General features: G+C 39.1%; 21 protein-coding genes. 15 read left to right on the top strand and 6 right to left on the bottom strand.

Annotated elements, in window-relative coordinates:
• Positions 1–317: 317 nt before the first annotated feature.
• From AC1Q59_RS08145 to AC1Q59_RS08110, 8 genes are all read left to right on the top strand, one after another.
• Positions 318–896, top strand: coding sequence for a DUF3993 domain-containing protein (locus tag AC1Q59_RS08145; protein WP_492365291.1), 579 nt, complete (start codon positions 318–320; stop codon positions 894–896).
• Between the two features lie 178 nt (positions 897–1074).
• Positions 1075–1311 carry a YkuJ family protein gene (locus AC1Q59_RS08140; RefSeq protein WP_492365290.1) on the top strand — a complete coding sequence of 79 codons (237 nt, stop codon included), beginning with the start codon at positions 1075–1077 and terminating at the stop codon, positions 1309–1311.
• 328 nt (positions 1312–1639) lie between these two features.
• Positions 1640–2086 (top strand): cyclic-di-AMP-binding protein CbpB, encoded by a 447-nt coding sequence (gene cbpB / locus AC1Q59_RS08135; protein ID WP_492365289.1) that lies wholly within the window; start codon positions 1640–1642, stop codon positions 2084–2086.
• Positions 2087–2164: 78 nt separating this feature from the next.
• Entirely contained in the window at positions 2165–3658 is a 1494-nt protein-coding gene (locus tag AC1Q59_RS08130) for an MDR family MFS transporter (RefSeq protein WP_492365378.1), read from the top strand.
• 4 nt (positions 3659–3662) lie between these two features.
• Positions 3663–4553: a transcriptional regulator CcpC gene (ccpC, locus tag AC1Q59_RS08125; protein WP_492365288.1), complete on the top strand. Its 891-nt coding sequence runs from the start codon at positions 3663–3665 to the stop codon at positions 4551–4553.
• A 404-nt stretch (positions 4554–4957) separates the two neighbouring features.
• Entirely contained in the window at positions 4958–5506 is a 549-nt protein-coding gene (locus AC1Q59_RS08120; protein ID WP_492365287.1) for a peroxiredoxin, read from the top strand.
• 264 nt (positions 5507–5770) lie between these two features.
• Positions 5771–6235 carry a TlpA family protein disulfide reductase gene (locus AC1Q59_RS08115; protein ID WP_492365286.1) on the top strand — a complete coding sequence of 155 codons (465 nt, stop codon included), beginning with the start codon at positions 5771–5773 and terminating at the stop codon, positions 6233–6235.
• Between the two features lie 134 nt (positions 6236–6369).
• Positions 6370–7029: a potassium channel family protein gene (locus AC1Q59_RS08110; RefSeq protein WP_492365285.1), complete on the top strand. Its 660-nt coding sequence runs from the start codon at positions 6370–6372 to the stop codon at positions 7027–7029.
• A gap of 53 nt (positions 7030–7082) precedes the next feature.
• On the opposite strand, the gene rnjA is transcribed toward AC1Q59_RS08110, so the two are convergent.
• Positions 7083–8750, bottom strand: coding sequence for a ribonuclease J1 (rnjA, locus tag AC1Q59_RS08105; RefSeq protein ID WP_492365377.1), 1668 nt, complete (start codon positions 8748–8750; stop codon positions 7083–7085).
• 3 nt (positions 8751–8753) lie between these two features.
• Positions 8754–8966, bottom strand: a complete 213-nt coding sequence (locus AC1Q59_RS08100; protein WP_492365284.1) for a DNA-dependent RNA polymerase subunit epsilon — start codon at positions 8964–8966, stop codon at positions 8754–8756.
• Between the two features lie 428 nt (positions 8967–9394).
• Here AC1Q59_RS08100 and AC1Q59_RS08095 point away from each other — a divergent pair, with 428 nt between their 5' ends.
• The gene (locus tag AC1Q59_RS08095; RefSeq protein WP_492365283.1) at positions 9395–10165 is read left to right on the top strand and encodes a Cof-type HAD-IIB family hydrolase; all 771 of its coding nucleotides are present in this window, start codon (positions 9395–9397) and stop codon (positions 10163–10165) included.
• A gap of 70 nt (positions 10166–10235) precedes the next feature.
• Here the strand turns inward: AC1Q59_RS08095 and def are convergent, their stop codons facing one another.
• Both def and AC1Q59_RS08085 read right to left on the bottom strand, forming a co-directional pair.
• A complete protein-coding gene (def, locus tag AC1Q59_RS08090; protein ID WP_492365282.1) occupies positions 10236–10790 on the bottom strand; it encodes a peptide deformylase in 555 nt (184 codons plus the stop codon).
• Between the two features lie 164 nt (positions 10791–10954).
• Complete coding sequence (locus AC1Q59_RS08085; RefSeq protein WP_492365281.1) at positions 10955–11095, bottom strand: YjcZ family sporulation protein; 141 nt, start codon at positions 11093–11095, stop codon at positions 10955–10957.
• Between the two features lie 230 nt (positions 11096–11325).
• Here AC1Q59_RS08085 and AC1Q59_RS08080 point away from each other — a divergent pair, with 230 nt between their 5' ends.
• The 6 genes from AC1Q59_RS08080 to AC1Q59_RS08055 all read left to right on the top strand — a co-directional run bounded on the left by AC1Q59_RS08080 (position 11326) and on the right by AC1Q59_RS08055 (position 17934).
• A complete protein-coding gene (locus AC1Q59_RS08080) occupies positions 11326–11988 on the top strand; it encodes a YkyA family protein (RefSeq protein ID WP_492365280.1) in 663 nt (220 codons plus the stop codon).
• Between the two features lie 586 nt (positions 11989–12574).
• A complete protein-coding gene (gene pdhA, locus AC1Q59_RS08075; protein WP_492365279.1) occupies positions 12575–13690 on the top strand; it encodes a pyruvate dehydrogenase (acetyl-transferring) E1 component subunit alpha in 1116 nt (371 codons plus the stop codon).
• 3 nt (positions 13691–13693) lie between these two features.
• Positions 13694–14671 (top strand): alpha-ketoacid dehydrogenase subunit beta, encoded by a 978-nt coding sequence (locus AC1Q59_RS08070; protein WP_492365278.1) that lies wholly within the window; start codon positions 13694–13696, stop codon positions 14669–14671.
• A gap of 84 nt (positions 14672–14755) precedes the next feature.
• Entirely contained in the window at positions 14756–16084 is a 1329-nt protein-coding gene (locus AC1Q59_RS08065; protein WP_492365277.1) for a dihydrolipoamide acetyltransferase family protein, read from the top strand.
• Between the two features lie 3 nt (positions 16085–16087).
• The gene (gene lpdA, locus AC1Q59_RS08060) at positions 16088–17497 is read left to right on the top strand and encodes a dihydrolipoyl dehydrogenase (RefSeq protein WP_492365276.1); all 1410 of its coding nucleotides are present in this window, start codon (positions 16088–16090) and stop codon (positions 17495–17497) included.
• A gap of 194 nt (positions 17498–17691) precedes the next feature.
• Positions 17692–17934, top strand: coding sequence for a hypothetical protein (locus AC1Q59_RS08055; RefSeq protein ID WP_492365275.1), 243 nt, complete (start codon positions 17692–17694; stop codon positions 17932–17934).
• 29 nt (positions 17935–17963) lie between these two features.
• Here the strand turns inward: AC1Q59_RS08055 and AC1Q59_RS08050 are convergent, their stop codons facing one another.
• Together AC1Q59_RS08050 and AC1Q59_RS08045 are read right to left on the bottom strand one after the other, a co-directional pair.
• Positions 17964–19502: a glycine betaine uptake BCCT transporter gene (locus AC1Q59_RS08050; RefSeq protein ID WP_492365274.1), complete on the bottom strand. Its 1539-nt coding sequence runs from the start codon at positions 19500–19502 to the stop codon at positions 17964–17966.
• A 111-nt stretch (positions 19503–19613) separates the two neighbouring features.
• Positions 19614–19952: a hypothetical protein gene (locus tag AC1Q59_RS08045; RefSeq protein WP_492365273.1), complete on the bottom strand. Its 339-nt coding sequence runs from the start codon at positions 19950–19952 to the stop codon at positions 19614–19616.
• Positions 19953–19987: the final 35 nt, after the last annotated feature.

Genomic DNA, 19987 nt, shown 5'->3' with positions numbered 1-19987 from the left:
AGTAATTGAAAAAGACTTTCTGATATCTATTTGCTGATTGGAGCGGAGGGCGCGAAGACTCCTGCGGGATGAACGGGGCTAGGGAGACCCCGCAGGCGCTGTTAAGCGCTGAGGAGGCTCCCCGGGCCGCCCGCGGAAAGCGAAGCGCCCGGAGCGGAAATCAGCAATTTACTTGCAAGATTTGTCAAATGGGGCAGTTATTGGGCGATAGAGGCTTTTTTTCGTCAAAACTTGAAGTTATTTTACGAACGATTACATCCGTATACAGAATGTTTTGTTGATAAAATGAGAATTATCAATAAAAAGGGGAGGATGTCATGAAAAAGTTTTTACTGTGCTCACTGCCATTTATTTTGCTTATATCCTTCATTAATCCAGCCAAAACAACTGCCCAAGAAAGCTTGAGCAATAACGAAGAAGTTTTCCAATACTTACAGGAAGCATTCCAAGCTCAGGTTCAATTAAGTGAAAAGCCAAGAACAATGGAGGAAATATACGAAATATTATCCCCGTATTTTTCCAAAGAGGCAATGAAGGTTTTCACGTCTGAAAACCTTTTTATGGAGGATGGGAAATACATTACATATGGAACTGACTTTCCAATCTACTATATTCCCTTCTTTACCTATACGGATGAAACCAAGATCGTCAGAAAAAAAGGATACATTTACGTATTTGAATACTTTAAGGATTCTGGCGAGGGTCCTGTTTCCTTTGACGATCATTATGAAGGTGTAATCATGAAAGATATAGATGGCATTTACAAGGTTGATGAGTATTTATATGACAATATTCCCGAAGAGATTATTCAGCGTTCACAGCAGCCAAATGGATCTTTTTCACCTGTTTCCATTTTTCTGACAAACCTTTTTTATATGAAAAAGTTTTTCCTGTAAGAAGTTTTTACTTGTATATGTGTGTTCCCTTATTTTATTCTGTTAATATTGGTATGAAAAGCTCTCGTCAGAGTGAATATTCGAAATTAAATAAATTAGGATAGAAACATGCCAAAAGAGAAACCTAATAAAAGACACGAAGATGTTCTTATAGGGGTTTTGTGAAAGGAGAGGGAGCATGTCACAGCTTCAGGGTATTTTAACACGATTAAAAAACTTACAGGAACAATCTGCAAGTGGCGAACCAGCACAAAGATTTTTCGAGGTGAATGGCGAAAGGAAATGCCAGGTCACTTATCAGCCAAAAAGTGAAATGTATGAATTGGAAGTGTACAACGAAAAAGAAAAGCCGAAGAGATATCAATTTGACAATATTGATATGATAACGATTGAGATCTTTGATCTTATACAATAATGAAATGAAAAGGAACCAGTTTTGGTTCCTTTTTCGCCAACAGAGGTGAGAAGCAATGCTGCCAGCTGTTAAATGTCCAAAATGTCACACGACAGAAGAAATTGTTTCTGTCCTTACTGCTCAATCTAATCAAAATGTTATATATAAATGCCCAAATTGCCAATACGAAGTAAGGAATATTCACACAAACAAGGGTTAATTCCGGTTTGTTTCGCATCATTGGGCAATAGTTCCCCGCTGGCTGAAGTTTCACTTTATAGGAGCGTCGAACCTCAAACTGTGATACACTAAGGACAGAAGGATAAAAAATTGTTGAGGAGTTTCGGTGATGATAAGTCTTCAAAGCGGGGAAAATCTAGAAAAAAATATACGTGATCTAATGATTCCATCAGAACGAGTTGCGCATGTGCAAGTCGGGAATAGTTTGGAGCATGCACTTTTAGTATTAACCAAAAGCGGATATACTGCTATACCTGTTTTAGATCCTTTTTACAAACTTCATGGATTAATCAGTACCCCGATTATAATGGACTCTATTCTCGGACTTGAACGAATTGAATTTGAAAAACTTGAAGAAATACGTGTCGAGGAAATAATGAATAAGAAAATCCAAAGGGTAAATATTTCTTCATCTGTAAAAGAAGCTATACCGCTGCTTATTGATAATCCATTTTTGTGCGTTGTCAATGGAGATGGTTATTTTGAAGGGATTTTTACCCGAAGAAGTGTACTGATTGAAATTAATAATTATATCCGAATGGTAAATAAGAAATAACATTACGCTCCCAAATAAGGGGGCTTGATTTTTTTCTGCTGTATTTTTGTTTGGAGGGAAAGAACATTGGGACAAGCCATGGATGAAACAAAGTCGAAGGAACTTAAACAAACGAATAGGCCGCTTGTATTGATTTCTGTTATGCTCGCAATGTTTATGGGGGCGATTGAGGCTACCATTGTGTCGACGGCCATGCCGGCCATTGCTGCTGACCTGGGCGGCTTTTCATTGTACAGCTGGGTTTTTTCGGCTTATCTTTTAATGAATGCTGTGACGGTTTTAATATACGGGAAGCTTTCAGATTTATTTGGACGAAAGCCTATCCTCATTTTTGGCATAACCATCTTTTTAATTGGCTCTATCTTATGCGGATTTGCCCAATCAATGACAATGCTGATTGTTTTCAGACTGATCCAAGGGTTTGGTGCAGGTGCTGTCATGCCCATTGCAACAACCATTGTCGGGGATATCTATACAAAGGAAGAACGGGCGAAAATTCAAGGATACCTCTCCAGTGTTTGGGGGATATCCGCAATAATGGGGCCGGCCATTGGAGGTCTCCTAGTCGAATACGTGTCATGGCATTATGTTTTTTGGATTAATATTCCGCTTGGGATTTTTTCAATAATCGGAATATCTAAATTTCTCCATGAAAACATTGAAAAGAAAAAGCCTGATATTGATTATAAAGGTGCCATCTTATTAACTATTTCCATCTCTTCCTTGATGTTTGTTCTTGTTGAAGGAGGGACGCGCTGGAAATGGACGTCGCCTGAAAGCATAGGGATTTTTGCTGCAGCCCTCGCTGCTTTTTTTCTTTTTGTTTTTCAGGAAAAAAAGGCTTCCGATCCGATGATGCCATTTAGTATTTGGAAAAAACGATCCATTTTGATTGCTAACCTGGCTTCATTAACTACAGGGATTATGCTTATCGGGATATCAAGTTTCTTGCCTGCATTTGTTCAGGGTGTCATGGAAAGCAGCCCGATTGTTGCAGGCTTTACATTAACCACGATGTCTATAGGCTGGCCTATTGCATCATCTGCAGCAGGTTATCTATTATTAAAGATTGGTTTTAAAAATACGTCTATAATTGGCGGGATTTTCCTTATTTTGGGCAGTATTATGTTTGCTTCACTTTCACCAGAAGCTGGACCCGTCTGGGCCGCTTGTGCCTCGTTTTTAGTAGGGGTTGGGATGGGATTGACATCAACATCATTTATTGTTTCGATTCAAAGCACTGTCAGCTGGGAGCAAAGGGGAATTGCCACAGCTGCTAATATGTTTATGAGAAATTTAGGAAATACGGTCGGTGCAGCTTTGCTTGGCGGAATATTAAATAGCCGTCTGCTGCATTATTTCCGCGAAAATGCTGGTGAGGTATCTGAAAATTTGACAATCGATTCAACCAATTCGCTTTTAAATGAAAGCGAGCGAAATCAGCTTTCAGAAGGAGTAAGAGAGATCCTACAGGGGGGTCTTGCATCATCACTGCATTGGGTATATTATGCTGTGCTTCTATTTGCCGTAATTAGCTTTTTCCTAACGGTTATCTTGCCGAAAGAGAGGTAATATCATGTCTTCACTTTCTGAATTTCATTTTCTTTCTGTGCTTGCACAGGAAATGAATATGAGAAAGGCGGCAGAGCGATTATTTGTCACACAGCCTGCCTTATCACAGCGCCTTCAATCCATCGAAAAGGAATGGGGGGAAAAGCTGTTTGTCCGTTCCCAGAAGGGGTTAACACTGACGCCTGCAGGAGAAATTGTTATTAATTTTATCAATGATGTGATCGGAAAGGAGGAAAAGGTCAGAGAATCCATTCATGCATTAAACGCTGAAGTTCACGGGACTTTGAAAATTGCAGTTGCCTCGATTGTTGGCCAAAATTGGCTGCCTCAAGTACTAAAAAAATATGTAATGCGCTATCCGCAGGCGAAAATTTCTTTGATCACAGGGTGGAGCAGTGAAATATTGAAAGCTTTGTATGATGATCAGGTACATATCGGAATTATTCGTGGCACGCCTGATTGGAAAGGGGTAAAGATTCATTTATTCGAGGATCCTTTGTTCCTGGTTGATACGGAAATCTCAACTCCTGAACAGATCCTGGAGACTGACCGCCCCTTTATTCAATTTAAAAGTGATTCCAGCTACTATCAGGAAATTCAGGATTGGTGGCTAAGACAATTTAAAACATCACCAAAACGAACCATTGTTGTTGATCAAATTGAAACCTGCAAACAAATGACCTTCAATGGCATAGGCTATGCCATCCTGCCGGCCATCACCCTTAACGGCTCTGAACCAAACATATTCAAGGTCCCGTTGAACGATGAAAATAACAAGCCAATCAGGCGAGATACCTGGCTGCTCGGCTACGAATCAGCATTCGAGCTAAAACAAGTCTCAGCCTTTGTAGAGCTAATTAAGGAATTTATTGAAGAGGATCATGAGGTTAATTAATTCTTAGAAATAAATTTTAAATAGCAATTTTAATTAGCACTACTTAGTTGATCCTCGCTGCAGGCACGTAGACTCCTGGGGGATCAGCGAAGTGCCTGGAGAGGAAATCAACGGGCCTCAAGAGCATATCATTTTATTCTCAATCAATAATTTGATAAACTACATATGGAAATATAATCAAATTCACCGATGCAAACCTTTTTTGACTAAATATATTGAAAAAAGGGCAAAACATGTAATGGAGTTTCTCGCTCTATTTAATTATAATTGATATTTCTTTAAATTAATTATAATTAGAGTTGACTTAATTTTAATTGAAGTCTATAATTATTATTGTGAATGAGAACTCAATTGAGAATATCCTAATAATATTCTCAATACATAATTAAATGGAGGGATTACATATGCCAGAACGTATGGTAGCAAAACAAGCACCACGCTTTGAAATGGATGCAGTAATGCCAAACAAAGAGTTTGGAAAAGTAAGCCTTGAAGAAAATATGAAAAACGACAAATGGACAGTGCTATTCTTCTATCCAATGGATTTCACTTTCGTTTGTCCAACAGAAATTACTGCTATGTCTGATCGCTTTGATGAGTTTGATGATCTAGATGCAGAAGTAATTGGAGTTTCTACAGATACGATTCATACTCACTTAGCTTGGATTAATACAGATCGTAAAAACAATGGTCTTGGAGATTTAAAATATGCTTTAGCAGCTGATACAAATCATGTAGTTGCTAGAGACTATGGTGTACTTATTGAAGAAGAAGGGGTAGCACTTCGCGGTTTATTCATCATCAGCCCTGAAGGCGAACTAATGTATTCAGTTGTTAACCATAACAACATCGGCCGTGATGTTGATGAAACATTACGTGTTCTTCAAGCTCTTCAAACTGGCGGACTTTGCCCAGCAAACTGGAAGCCAGGACAAGCTACACTTAATGTTTAATTCTTGATGAAGATGCTAAAAAGGCCTAACGATAGTTAGGCCTTTTCTTAAAAGGATATTTAATATTGGTCTTGTTTTAGAACAAGGTAGATTTAATAACTTAGTTGATTGGAGTGGAAGGCGCGAAGACTCCTGGGGGATCGGCGTTGAAGTGAGACGTGCGCAGGAGCGATAGCTCCGAGGAGGCTCGCAAAACGCCCCCCTGGAAAGCGAAGCGCCTGGAACGGAAATCAACGGCTAAATTTTAAAAAAGGGGGTCCATTTATGAAATTGCGTGAACCAATGCCGGAATTAAACGGTGCAACGGAATGGCTAAATGGTGAAGTAACGAAGGATCAGCTTGTCGGCGAAAAGCCAACATTAATTCATTTTTGGTCAATCAGCTGCCATCTTTGTAAAGAGGCCATGCCGAATGTTAACAAATTCAGAGATGACTACCAGGATAAATTAAATGTAGTAGCGGTTCATATGCCTCGTTCTGAAGATGATCTTAATATCGATGAGATCAAAAAGGTAGCTGCTGAACATGGTATTACACAGCCTATTTTTGTCGACAGCGAGCACAAGCTTACAGATGCTTACGAAAATCAATATGTACCTGCTTATTACGTTTTTGATAAAACAGGCACGCTTCGTCACTTTCAGGCGGGTGGCGGCGGCATGAAGATGCTTGAAAAGCGTGTTAACCGTGTTCTTGATGAAATGGAGAAAGAAAAAGCAGAACAATAATAAGATCGGGGCCAAAGGGGGTCCCGATCTTTTTGCACTAATTTAGTAATTTAAATCTGGTATCTTTACTTTCTGCCCAATTCCTTATGTGCTACTATTAGTGTATGATTTTATAATTAGCTGGAGGAATATTAGTGAAAAAAGAATTCGTTGTAATCGGTCTTGGGCGTTTTGGCGGAAGTATTTGCAGGGCCCTGGCAGAGGAAGGTATGGAAGTTCTCGCAATTGATATGGATGAGGATCGTGTGAATGAATTCTCTATGATTGCCTCCCATGCAGTGGTAGGAGATACAACAGATGAGTCGGTCGTTAAAAGCCTGGGAATCAGAAATTTTGACCATGTCATTGTGGCCATTGGTGATGACATACAATCAAGTATCCTAACTACTTTAATTCTAAAAGAATTAGGGGTAAATAAGATAACGGTTAAGGCCCAAAATGATTATCATGAAAAAGTCCTAAAAAAGATCGGCGCCGATCATGTTGTCCATCCAGAGCGGGATATGGGAAGAAGAATTGCGCATAGCATGGTTTCAAATAATGTACTGGACTATTTAGAACTATCTGATGAGCATAGCATTGTTGAAATTGTTGCGAATAATCGTCTAAGCGGACATACCATTATTGATTTAGATATTCGTGCAAAGTACGGAATTAACATTGTCGCAATCAAAAGGAAAAATGAAATTATTGTATCGCCAAAAGCTGACGAAGAAATACAAGTTAACGATATATTGATTGTCATTGGGGCGGATGTGGACATCAACCGCTTTGAGAAGAAAGTTATGGGGTAATAAAAAAAGGCTGTATCTTCATTTTAATTTGAAGAACAGCCTTTTTATATTATTTAAACTTCCATGATGATCGGTAAAATCATTGGTCTGCGCTTTGTCTTTTCATATAAGAAAGGTGCCAGCGTATCGGTAATTTCATTCTTAATTTCAGACCACTGTGTTGTCTTTCGTTCCATAACCTTATTTAGATGCTTGGTTATTAAGCTTTGTGCATCATTGATTAAATCACCGGATTCTCTCATGTATACAAATCCGCGTGAAATGAGGTCAGGCCCTGCTGCAATCTTGAAATCCTTCATATTTATGCTAACGACAACGACAACTAAACCTTCCTCAGATAAGATACGTCGGTCTCTTAAAACAATATTGCCGATGTCTCCAATACCGCTTCCATCAATATATACAGACCCAGATGGGATTTTTCCAGCGACCTGTGCTGTATCATCACTTAGGGCAAGTACTTCCCCATTATCCATGATAAAGCAGTTTTCTTCTGGAACCCCGCACTCATTGGCTAACTTTGTATGCATTTTTAACATTCTATACTCACCGTGAATCGGCATAAAGAATTTTGGCTTTATGAGGCGAAGCATCAGTTTTTGTTCTTGCTGTCCTCCATGGCCGGAAGTGTGTATGTCGTTAAGTTTTCCATGGATGACATCTGCGCCTGCGCGTGTAAGCATATCGATTGTTCTGCTGACACTGATTGTGTTGCCTGGGATTGGCGATGATGAAAATACAACAGTATCTCCAGGGATAATTTGAATTTGCCTATGCGTCCCATTTGCAATTCTCGAAAGCGCGGCCATCGGTTCACCCTGGCTCCCAGTGCATAAAATCGTTACTTTGTTTGCAGGAAGACGATTGATTTGCTGTGCTTCAATAAATGTATCCTTAGGGGCTTGAATATAGCCAAGTTCCTGACCAATATTTATTGCTGCTTCCATGCTCCGTCCGAAGACTGCAATTTTTCTGTTGTTGAGAACGGCGGCTTCAGTTACTTGCTGCAATCTATGTATATTAGATGCGAAAGTAGCAAAGATTACGCGTCCTTCAACTTTTCTGAAAATGTCATGAATATTTTCTCCAACCCGGCTCTCTGACATGGTGAAATCAGGTATTTCACTGTTTGTGCTGTCAGAAAGGAGACATAGTACGCCTTCTTTTCCGATTTCAGCCATTTTAGTCAGATTGGCTGGCTCGCCTACTGGTGTAAAGTCAAATTTAAAATCTCCTGTATGAACGATTTGCCCTGGCGGGGTCTTAACAACAATCCCGTAAGAATCTGGGATACTATGAGTTGTCCGGAAAAATGTAACAGATGTTTTTCTGAACTTTATGATATCGTCTTCTTTAATTTCGATTAATTTTGATTGACGGAGCAATCCGTGCTCCTCCAATTTGTTTCTTAACAGACCAAGGGCAAGTTTGCCTCCATAGACAGGTATATTGACTTCTCTTAATAGATATGGAATCCCGCCAATATGGTCCTCATGTCCGTGAGTGATAAAAAGTCCTTTTATTTTATCTACATTTCGGATTAAATAGGTATAATCCGGAATAACATAGTCTATACCGAGCAGCTCGTCTTCCGGGAATTTTATTCCAGCATCTATCAGAATAATTTCGTCCTGAAATTGAACTCCATAGGTGTTTTTGCCGATTTCGCCTAATCCGCCCAATGCGAAAACGGCAGTTTGATCATTTTTTACAAATTTCATCATTTATTCGATCTCCAATACTTTAAAGTCTTCATTTTGTTTTTCAAATTCTAAGTATTTACTGTCTACGGCTGTAACAAATTCAATATTATATGGTTTATCTTTTAATTTTGACCGAACATCTCTTTCGGATTCTGCTTCAATAAAAAGCGTCTTAGTATGTTCACGAACAGGTACTTCTGTTTTTGATTCTTGATAGAAAACTTTATAGATCATAGTAAATCTCTCCTTCTTCCGAATAACTTTTTCTATTATATATAAATTTAACATGATTTTCATGTTTTTCATGTTTTTTCTTCTTCCGGACATTTAATAAGGAAGGAGCCCTTCGCTGATGAAGGGCTCAATATTCTACGCAATTGTTTTTTTTCGAAGCATATCTCTCCACTGTTTTAAAAGCTTCTTCTTTAGCTTCTTTAACATTGTGGGTCATCTCCTTATAATACCTATTTTATACTATCCTTGTCCAATGTGAAAGTAACCGCGGACTGTTTTAAACGAGACTTTTTATTTTTATTATATGAAGGAAGAGCCGATATCTCTCATGGGTAATTTTGGAGGATTGGAAAATAGGTTCACGTTCATTGACTTTTTTCCTTAATCCGTATAGTGTTAAGCGAAAATGAAAAAAGGAAGAGGCAGGAATGAAAAAGATTGTATTCTTTGATATTGACGGGACATTGCTTGATCATAACAAACAGCTGCCAGATATGACAAAGCAGGCAATTGATCAATTAAAGAAAAACGGGGTTTTTGTAGCCATTTCGACTGGCCGTGCACCATTCATGTTTGAAAACTTGCGAAAAGAGCTTGATATAGATTCTTTTATTAGCATGAACGGACAGTTTGTGGTATTTGAGAATGAGCCAATTTATAAAAATCCTTTACCGGAAAAGTCCATTGAGAGGCTGCTTGAATTTTCGAATGAAGCAGGCCATTCTATTGTTTATTTAGATGAAAAGGCCATGAGAGCAACAGTGACAAATGATGATAAAGTAGACATCAGTCTCAGAAGTTTAAAATTCCCGCATCCAGAAATGGATATACATTATTATAAAAATCGAGATATCTATCAGGCATTAGTATTCAGCGAGGAAAAAGATGATGAACTGTATAAAAGTTCTTTTCCAGAATTCCGATTCATCCGCTGGCATAAATATTCAACCGACGTCTTGCCTGCTAAGGGTTCAAAGGCAGAGGGAATAAAACTCATGATAGAAAAATTAGGGTTTGATTTGAAAAATGTTTATGCTTTTGGCGATGGCTTAAATGATATTGAAATGCTTAAAACAGTCGGTACTGGCGTGGCTATGGGAAATGGCAAAGATGAAGTGAAAGAAGCGGCAGACTTTGTAACCACCGGCGTGCATGAAAATGGAATATGGAACGGACTAAAAGAGCAGGGTTTAATATAGCGGCGCTTTAAAGCAGCGGGGGACAGTCCCCCAGTGCATGAATGCACTAAAGGGGACTGTCCCCGATTTTTTATCTTTCAATTGGTATAGCATTTTCTAAAGGCTTGAATGGGTTTGTTTTATCGATATGGTCGTAGAACATGATCCCGTTCAGGTGGTCTATTTCATGCTGGAAGACTATGGCGAGCATGCCTTTGAGCCTTAATTTAATTTCTTTTCCTTCAAGAGTTGTTCCAGCTACAGTAATACGAGCATACCTCGGAACATATCCTGGTATCGCTTCATCAACAGACAGGCAGCCTTCTCCAGCAGTTAAATAAGACCGTTCGACAGAATGGCTCTTAATTTTTGGATTGAAGAGTGCATAGCTGTGAAGCTCACCTTTTTCATCCTGCACATGAACCGCAATCATTCTCTTGCTGACATTAATTTGTGGTGCGGCAAGTCCAATTCCGGGTCTAAGGCCATATTTTTTTGCCAATTCAGGATCTTGGCTGTTTTTAACATAATCAAGCAAGCTTTGCAATGTTTGTTTATCCTCATCTGTTGGCGGAAGAGTAACCTCTTTAGCAACCTCTCTTAAAGCAGGATGACCATCGCGGACTATATCCTCCATTGTTATCATAATGACTCACTCCTGATTGACTATTTGTTAATGTATTTGCTCCAATAAATTAAAAACAATGCTTTACTGTTCCCATAAATAGTCTAACAGAGTAAAGGAAAAAAGTTAATAAAAAGCAAAAAGAAGGTGCCATAACACCTTCTTTTAAAGGAAAACCATTTTTATTAATATTTCCAGCAAGCACATCCAACAATGATTAGAAGGATGAACAATACGACAATTAAAGCGAAGCCTCTGCCGTATCCGACACCGCCGACATAACCAGGATATCCACAACCATAACCATATCCGCCATATCCAAACATAGAAAAACCTCCTATACAAGATTATCGCCAAAACGCAATAAATTCGTATTGGACGATTAATATAGCCTATGTAACTGGGAAAACGTTGGTGTAGGCCTGTGCCTAAAAAATAAATGAAAAGAAGCAAGAATAATTTGTTAAGGTAATCAGAGCAGGATAACTCATCATGGTATTGTCAACCAATGAATAATTAATCTATAGTAAGACATGTAGATTAAGGGGGGACAAGCGTGTTCAAAAAAATTTATCAGATGAGCCTGTTTTTTATATTTGCTGTTGTTTTGAGCGGATGTCAACAGCAAAATCCCTTTGAAAATATATACAAAGTACTGGAAAAGGCAGTAGCTGCTGAACAGACATTTGCGGCCCAGCAGGAACCGATCGTTTTATTAGAAAAAGAAGAAAAGCAAATTTATGAGAGAATTACTGCAATTGGTATGAAAGATAAGGAACAGGTAGCCATACTTGCTGATAAAGCTGCTGAAATGGCAGATCAGAGAAAAAATCATATGGATTTAGAAACAAAAAGCCTTTTAGCCTCGGAAGAAGAGTTCCAATCACTTCCATCGTTAATTAAGGAAGTAAAAGATCCAAAGATTAAGGAAATAGCTCAGGAACTTTATCAAATTATGATGGAAAGATATGATATTCACGATGATATATCAAAAAGGTATAACGAAGCTCTTCAATTAGATAAAGAGCTTTATTCCATGCTAAAGGAAGAAAACGTCCAATTCGAACAGCTAGAAGAACAAATTGGCAAAATTAATAAGGCATATGAACTAGTTTTAGAGGTAAATAAAAAGTTTAATGATAAAACAAAAGAATATAATGAGAAGAAATTATCCCTGTATAGGGAATCAGGACTTGACATAAAAATAGAGGAAGAATAAGAGCAGTATATTAATATTACTGTTCTTTTTTATTTACAAATTTATATAAAACATTACTTATAGTAATATAACGATGTTTTTGAAATGTGTTATAACACATCTGCTCCAGATTACGATTGTTTATATAACAGAATTTTTGATTGTATTAATACAGTAGCAGGAAAGAAAATTAGCTATATTAGAACAGATAGCTGTAAATACCGAAGGAATAAGGATTACACCAGTGATTCAATGGTGGTGTTTGTGAAAAAATTTAAAGAATGTGTATCATCGTAGTTGCAAAAATCATTAATACAGAATATGATGGATATGGATAAACAATTTGAGACGTTTTTAAATGAGTATGTTAGGAAAATATACATTAATGTTTTCTTATCTAGCTTTCCCTTCAGCGCTTATCTAAATCATTTAATTAATAGGAATGCTTTCTAAATTCTTAAGGTATTGGGCATTCTAATGATGTGAAAAAGAAGTAATACAGCGGCCGCAGGCTAGTTATAAAACCTCTAAAGCAGGTTCGCTTTGCTAAAATTAAAATGAAAATTTATAAGAAAACGTCTTTTAAAGAAAGGAAAGGGTGAATGAAATGGCTTCTAAAACAAAGAAGGCAGTACTTGACTCAAAACTTCAGCTCGAAAAGATTGAGGAACAGTTCCAGACACTACAAATCATAAATGAGGAAGGAAAAGTCGTTAATGAATCAGCTATGCCTGATCTGACAGATGAACAGCTTCAGGAATTAATGCGTCGTATGGTCTATACAAGAATTCTTGATCAGCGCTCTATTTCATTGAACAGACAGGGAAGACTTGGTTTCTACGCACCAACTGCCGGACAGGAAGCATCACAGATTGCCTCTCAATTTGCTTTGGAAAAAGAAGACTTCATTCTTCCTGGATATCGTGATGTTCCTCAAATTGTATGGCATGGCTTACCGCTGTACCAAGCATTTCTATGGTCAAGAGGCCATTTTGCAGGCGGAAACATTCCAGAAGGTGTAAATGTGTTTCCTCCGCAAATTATTATCGGAGCTCAGTATGTTCAGGCTGCCGGTGTTGCTCTTGGCATGAAAAAGCGCGGGGAAAAAGCAGTTGCAATCACATATACAGGTGATGGAGGTACGTCACAAGGTGATTTCTACGAAGGAATAAACTTTGCAGGGGCATTTAATGCACCAGCGATTTTCATTGTTCAAAATAATAGATTTGCTATTTCTACTCCTGTTGCTAAGCAGTCCGCAGCTAAAACGCTTGCACAGAAGGGTGTTGCAGCAGGTATTCCTAGCATTCAGGTTGACGGAATGGATCCTCTAGCTGTCTATGCTGCGGTGCGTGAAGCACGTGAGCGTGCCATTAATGGAGAAGGTCCAACACTAATCGAAACACTTACGTATCGATATGGCCCGCATACGATGGCTGGAGACGATCCAACCCGCTATCGTACGGCTGAGCTTGATAATGAGTGGGAAAAGAAAGACCCGCTTGTACGTTTCCGCAAGTTCTTGGAAGAAAAAGAACTTTGGAATGAGGAAATGGAAAACGAGACCATTGAAAAAGCAAAAGAAGATATTAAAGTGGCCATTAAACAGGCAGATGACACACCAAAACAAAAAGTAACAGATTTAATATCAATTATGAATGAAGAGCTTCCATATAACCTAAAAGAGCAATATGAAATATATAAAGCAAAGGAGACGAAGTAAGCTATGGCGCAAATGACAATGATTCAGGCAATTACTGATGCCTTACGCACAGAATTGCGAAATGATCCGAATGTATTAGTATTCGGAGAGGATGTAGGCGTAAACGGCGGGGTATTCCGTGCAACTGAAGGCCTTCAGAATGAATTCGGCGAAGACCGCGTGTTTGATACTCCTCTTGCGGAATCAGGTATTGGCGGTTTGGCGGTCGGCCTTAGCTTACAAGGTTTTCGTCCGGTGCCGGAAATTCAGTTCTTTGGATTTCTATATGAAGTAATGGATTCAGTTGCTGGACAATTAGCCCGCATGCGCTATCGTACAGGCGGCCGCTACAATTCACCTGTTACAATCCGTTCACCATTCGGCGGAGGCGTGCATACTCCTGAAATGCACGCTGACAGCTTAGAAGGATTAATGGCGCAAACACCTGGTCTAAAGGTAGTCATTCCATCAACACCATATGATGCAAAAGGTCTTCTTATTTCATCCATCCGTGATAATGACCCTGTCATTTTCCTTGAGCATATGAAACTTTATCGTTCATTCCGCCAAGAAGTGCCGGAGGGTGAATACACAATTCCGCTTGGCAAAGCTGAAGTGAAGCGTGAAGGAAAAGACTTGTCCATCATCACTTATGGAGCAATGGTGCACGAATCATTAAAGGCAGCCGATGAGTTGGAAAAAGAAGGATACTCTGCAGAAGTAATTGATTTAAGAACGGTTTCTCCAATTGATATCGAAACCATCATTGCTTCAGTGGAAAAAACAGGACGTGCTATTGTCGTGCAGGAAGCTCAAAAGCAATCAGGAATTGCGGCAAATGTCGTTGCAGAAATTAATGACAGAGCTATTTTAAGTCTTGAAGCACCTGTGCTTCGTGTAACAGCACCTGATACTGTTTTTGCATTCCCGCAAGCAGAAGCTGTATGGCTTCCAAATTATAAGGATATTATTGAAACAGGTAAAAAGGTTTTAACATTCTAAAACCTTTAATGATTTAGATATAGACGGGGGCGTGGTGTCCCTGTTTCCATTTTTGATTAAATACAGCCTAGGAGGAGGTTCCATATGTCTTTTGAATTTAAATTGCCGGATATTGGTGAAGGTATCCACGAAGGCGAAATTGTTAAATGGTTTGTAAAGCCTGGGGATCAAGTTCAGGAAGATGATGTATTATGCGAGGTCCAAAATGATAAGGCTGTTGTTGAAATTCCATCTCCAGTAAAAGGTACGGTTGAAGAAATTTTAGTTGGTGAAGGAACTGTTGCAACAGTAGGCCAAGTCCTAATTACATTTGATGCGCCTGGCTATGAAAACCTTAAATTTAAAGGTGATGAGCACGAAGAAACTGCAGAAGCGAAACCTGAAGCAGCTAAGGAAGAGCCTAAGAAAGAAGAAAAACAAGAATCTGCTCCAGCTGCTTCTGTTCAAGGCGAAGCACCAAAAACCCAAGCAGATCCAAATCGCAGAGTGATAGCTATGCCATCCGTACGTAAGTATGCGAGGGAAAAAGGCGTAGATATTCGTCAAGTTGCTGGAAGCGGCGATAATGGCCGTGTACTGAAGGCTGACATTGATTCATTTACCAATGGCGGTGCACAGGCAGAAGAGAGTAAAAATGATCAAGCAGCCAATGCAAAAGCTCAGGATACAACTGTATCAGCTAAGACTGCACAGGTTGCCGTTCAGGGCCAATATCCAGAAACACGTGAAAAAATCAGCGGTATCCGTAAAGCAATTGCCAAAGCTATGGTTCATTCGAAGCATACTGCACCGCATGTTACTTTAATGGATGATGTAGATGTGACGAATCTTGTTGCACACAGGAAAAAGTTCAAAGACATTGCCGCTGAAAAAGGCATTAAACTAACCTTCCTTCCATATGTTGTGAAGGCTTTGACAAGCGCATTAAGAGAATTCCCTGTAATAAATACATCTTTTGATGACGAAAATGATGAAATTATTCAAAAACATTATTATAATATAGGAATAGCAGCGGATACTGAGAAAGGTCTTCTCGTTCCTGTTGTCAAGGATGCGGATCGTAAATCTATTTTTGCTATTTCTAATGAAATAAACGAGTTAGCTGGAAAAGCTCGTGATGGAAAACTTGCCCCTGATGAAATGAAGGGAGCATCCTGTACAATAACAAATATCGGTTCTGCCGGAGGCCAATGGTTTACACCAGTTATTAACCATCCGGAAGTGGCGATACTCGGAATTGGCCGAATTGCAGAAAAGGCGATTGTCAGAGATGGCGAAATCGTTGCAGCACCAGTTCTTGCATTGTCCTTAAGCTTTGACCATCGCATGATAGATGGAGCGACAGCTCAAAACGCGCTTAATCACATTAAGCGTTTGTTAAACGATCCGGAATTACTTTTAATGGAGGCTTAAAAAATGGTAGTAGGAGATTTCCCAATTGAAACAGACACTCTGATTATAGGTTCAGGCCCTGGAGGATATGTGGCAGCTATTAGAGCGGCCCAGCTTGGCCAAAAAGTAACCATCGTAGAAAAGGCAACACTAGGCGGCGTATGTTTAAATGTTGGCTGTATTCCATCAAAGGCCTTAATCGCAGCTGGCCATCGATATGAGACAGCAAAACATTCTGATGGAATCGGTATTCAAGCTGAGAACGTGACTGTTGACTTCTCGAAGGTTCAAGAGTGGAAGAGCGGGATTGTTAAAAAATTAACAGGCGGCGTTGAAGGATTATTAAAAGGAAACAAAGTAGATATCGTTAATGGCGAAGCTTACTTTGTTGATGCAAACACTTTACGGGTAATGAATGAGAATTCTGCCCAAACATACACTTTTAAAAATGCCATCATTGCAACTGGTTCAAGACCAATTGAAATTCCAGCATTCAAGTATTCTAAGCGTGTACTAGATTCAACTGGCGCCCTTAACCTTAAAGAAATTCCTGAAAAGATCGTTGTTATTGGCGGAGGATATATTGGTACAGAATTAGGCGGAGCTTATGCTAACTTTGGCACCCAAGTAACTATCCTTGAGGGAACAGATGAAATTCTTGGCGGCTTTGAAAAACAAATGTCTGCACTTGTTAAGCGCAATCTTAAGAAAAAAGGTGCCGAAATTATCACGAAAGCTCTTGCTAAGAGTGTCAATGAAACTGAAACTGGCGTTACTGTAGAATATGAAGTAAAAGGCGAAGTAAAATCAGTTGATGCTGATTACGTATTTGTTATGGTCGGACGCCGTCCAAATACGGATGAATTAGGCTTAGAGCAGGTAGGCATTGAATTAACAGAACGCGGCATAATCAAGACAGATAAGCAATGCCGTACAAATGTAAGCAACATCTTTGCTATTGGTGACGTTATTGCAGGACCACCTCTTGCACATAAAGCATCATATGAAGGCAAAATTGCTGCTGAAGCTATTTCTGGCCATCCTTCTGAAATTGATTATCTTGGTATTCCTGCGGTAGTATTCTCTGATCCAGAGCTAGCTTCAGTAGGATATTCAGAAAAGCAGGCAAAGGATGAAGGTATTGAAATAACTGCAGCTAAATTCCCATTTGCTGCAAACGGACGTGCTCTTGCATTAGATTCTACAGATGGCTTTGTTAAGCTTATTACTCGTAAAGAAGACGGTTTAGTAATTGGCGCTCAAATCGCCGGAGCTAATGCATCTGACATGATTGCAGAACTAGGCTTGGCTATTGAGGCAGGAATGACTGCTGAAGATTTAGCTATGACTATTCATGCACACCCAACGCTTGGAGAAATCACTATGGAGGCTGCTGAAGTCGCATTAGGCACTCCAATTCATATTATTAAGTAAGTATTAAAAAAGTCCCTTTTCCAATTACGCGAAAAGGGACTTTTTCATGTTGAAAAGCAGCTGCAGGATCCCTATAATTTTGTTAAAAGAAATTCTGCTTGTCTACCAAAAATGAAAATAAGTATCGAATTTTATTCATATATTACCAATACACAGATCTTTTGTGAGAAAAGGGTGTTATCGGTGATGAGGGAATGAAAGTTTATACGGCAATGCTTCTGCAGTTAATTATTTGGAGCGGATATACATTTATCGAGTGGCTGTCAAAATATGATTTGCTTTTTTATAAAGTTTTAATGTTTTTTGTCTTTCTTTATTTAGCGGTTCTGATCGGAAATTATGTTGTTAAATCAATGAAAATTACTGCATTTGTAACTTCATTGAGCCTATCGGTCTATGGGCTCTTTCACTTTACAATGGCTGTAGTTACAGGTTAAAAAAAGCGCGATTCTTTCGCGCTTTTTTTTTATTCCTGCTGCGGCTGTGTTGGCTTTATTTTTACCGCAGGGACTATTTCTTTTTTCAAGGACTTTATTAATGCTACCACAATGAGCAGCATGATAATTGTAAAGGGAAGAGCAGCAATGATGGAAGCTCTCTGTAGAGCCTCAAGTCCTCCGGTCCATAAAAGAATGGCCGCAGAGGCTGACTGAATAATACCCCATATAAATTTTATCCGATTCGGAGGGTTTAGATGGCCATTCGTTGTCTGCATGCCGAGAACAAAGGTAGCAGAGTCAGCAGAAGTGATAAAAAAGGTGCTGATTAGTAAAATGGCTAACAGGGATAGCACTGTTGACAATGGGAAATTTTCAAAAACAGCAAATAAGGCAACCTCCATTCCTTGCTGTTCAATGATGCTCATGATATTCTTCCCCTCGAAAAATTCAAGATATATGCCTGTCCCGCCAAAAACAGAAAACCATAGACCTCCAAATACTGTAGGTACCACAAGAACTCCTATAACAAATTCTCTTATGGTTCTTCCCCGTGATATCCTTGCGATGAAGGTGCCAACAAACGGCGCCCATGCAATCCACCAAGCCCAATAAAAGATTGTCCAATCCTGAAACCAAGTAATATCCTGATCAAAAGGGCTTAATCGAAAGCTCATGGAAGGCAGGTTCTGCAAATAGGAACCAATGGTTGTTGTAAATAGATCCATAATAAAATTGGAAGGTCCAACGAAAAGTAAGAAAAGAAGCAGAAGAAAAGCTAAGAGAATATTTAAATTGCTTAAATATTTGATTCCTTTATCTAAACCAGTCTGGGCTGATGTCATAAATAAAATAGTCACAACAATAATAATGATCATTTGTGTAGTAAAGTTATTAGAGATCCCATTAAACTGATAGGAAAGGCCGCCAGATATTTGAATTGCTCCTAATCCCAGTGATGTTGCAACACCAAAAACGGTAGCAAATACAGCAATAAAGTCGATTAGTGTTCCTATGTTTCCATCCACTCGATCCCCGAATACAGGGCGCAAAATAGAGCTGATTACACCTGGCTGCTCTTTTCTAAACTGAAAGTAAGCTAATGCCAGTCCGATGACTGCATAAATCGCCCAAGGATGCAGGCCCCAATGGAAAAAAGAGTAACGAATGGCACCTCTTGCCGCATCTGGCGTGCCTCCTTCGATAAAAGGAGGATCATGGTAATGAAATAAAGGTTCAGCTACTCCCCAAAAGACAAGCCCAATCCCCATTCCGGCGCTGAACAGCATGGCAAACCAGGTAATCATATTAAATTCGGGGCGGTCCGTATCTTTTCCAAGACGAATATTTCCGTACTTCGTAAAGATTAATACAACAGCAAAAATTAAAAATATCGATGCTGCCATTAAATAAAACCAGCCAAATTTCTCTAATATAAAGCTTTGAACACTTAGGGTTACAGAGTCCAGGTTTCCATTTGGCAAAATCCTTTTTGGGATAAGACCCCATAAAATAAATAGAACAGTAACAAGGACTGAAACCTTGAAAACTGGCGTCAGCTTTTTCATACGATCCCCCCATATTAACTTCCATATGTTGAGTATTTAACACGGAAGAGAAAATATGCAAAATGCCCCTTATTGTAAATGTGAAGTTCTTGGAAAAATAAAAAAAGAGCCCTATTTGGGCTCCTTGGCGGGTAATCGATGAAAAAATCTTGCGATAATGCTGTAAAGGGCAAAAAGAAAAAGAAAATAGCAGACAAAGGAAATCAGAAGCGGAATTGCTTTAAATGTTGTTTGTTTTTCAAAAGGGGACGTGAATTTCACCTCTAACGGATATTTATTGTCATCTGCAGGCAATGTTATTTGCTGTTCGGCAAATGGAAGGGGCCCGCCAAAAAGAACCTTCTGTTCAAGTAATTTAGGCTGGGTCTCATAATAGGAATAAAAAATAAAGGGGGAGAAAATGGTAACCCCAAGACTGATAATCCCGATAAAAATAATTCTATTTAACATATTAGCTTACCTCGAGTGTTTGATAAATTTGAAAG

Source organism: Cytobacillus sp. MT66 (assembly GCF_058792595.1).
This window is presented reverse-complemented; position numbering and strand designations above follow the sequence as displayed.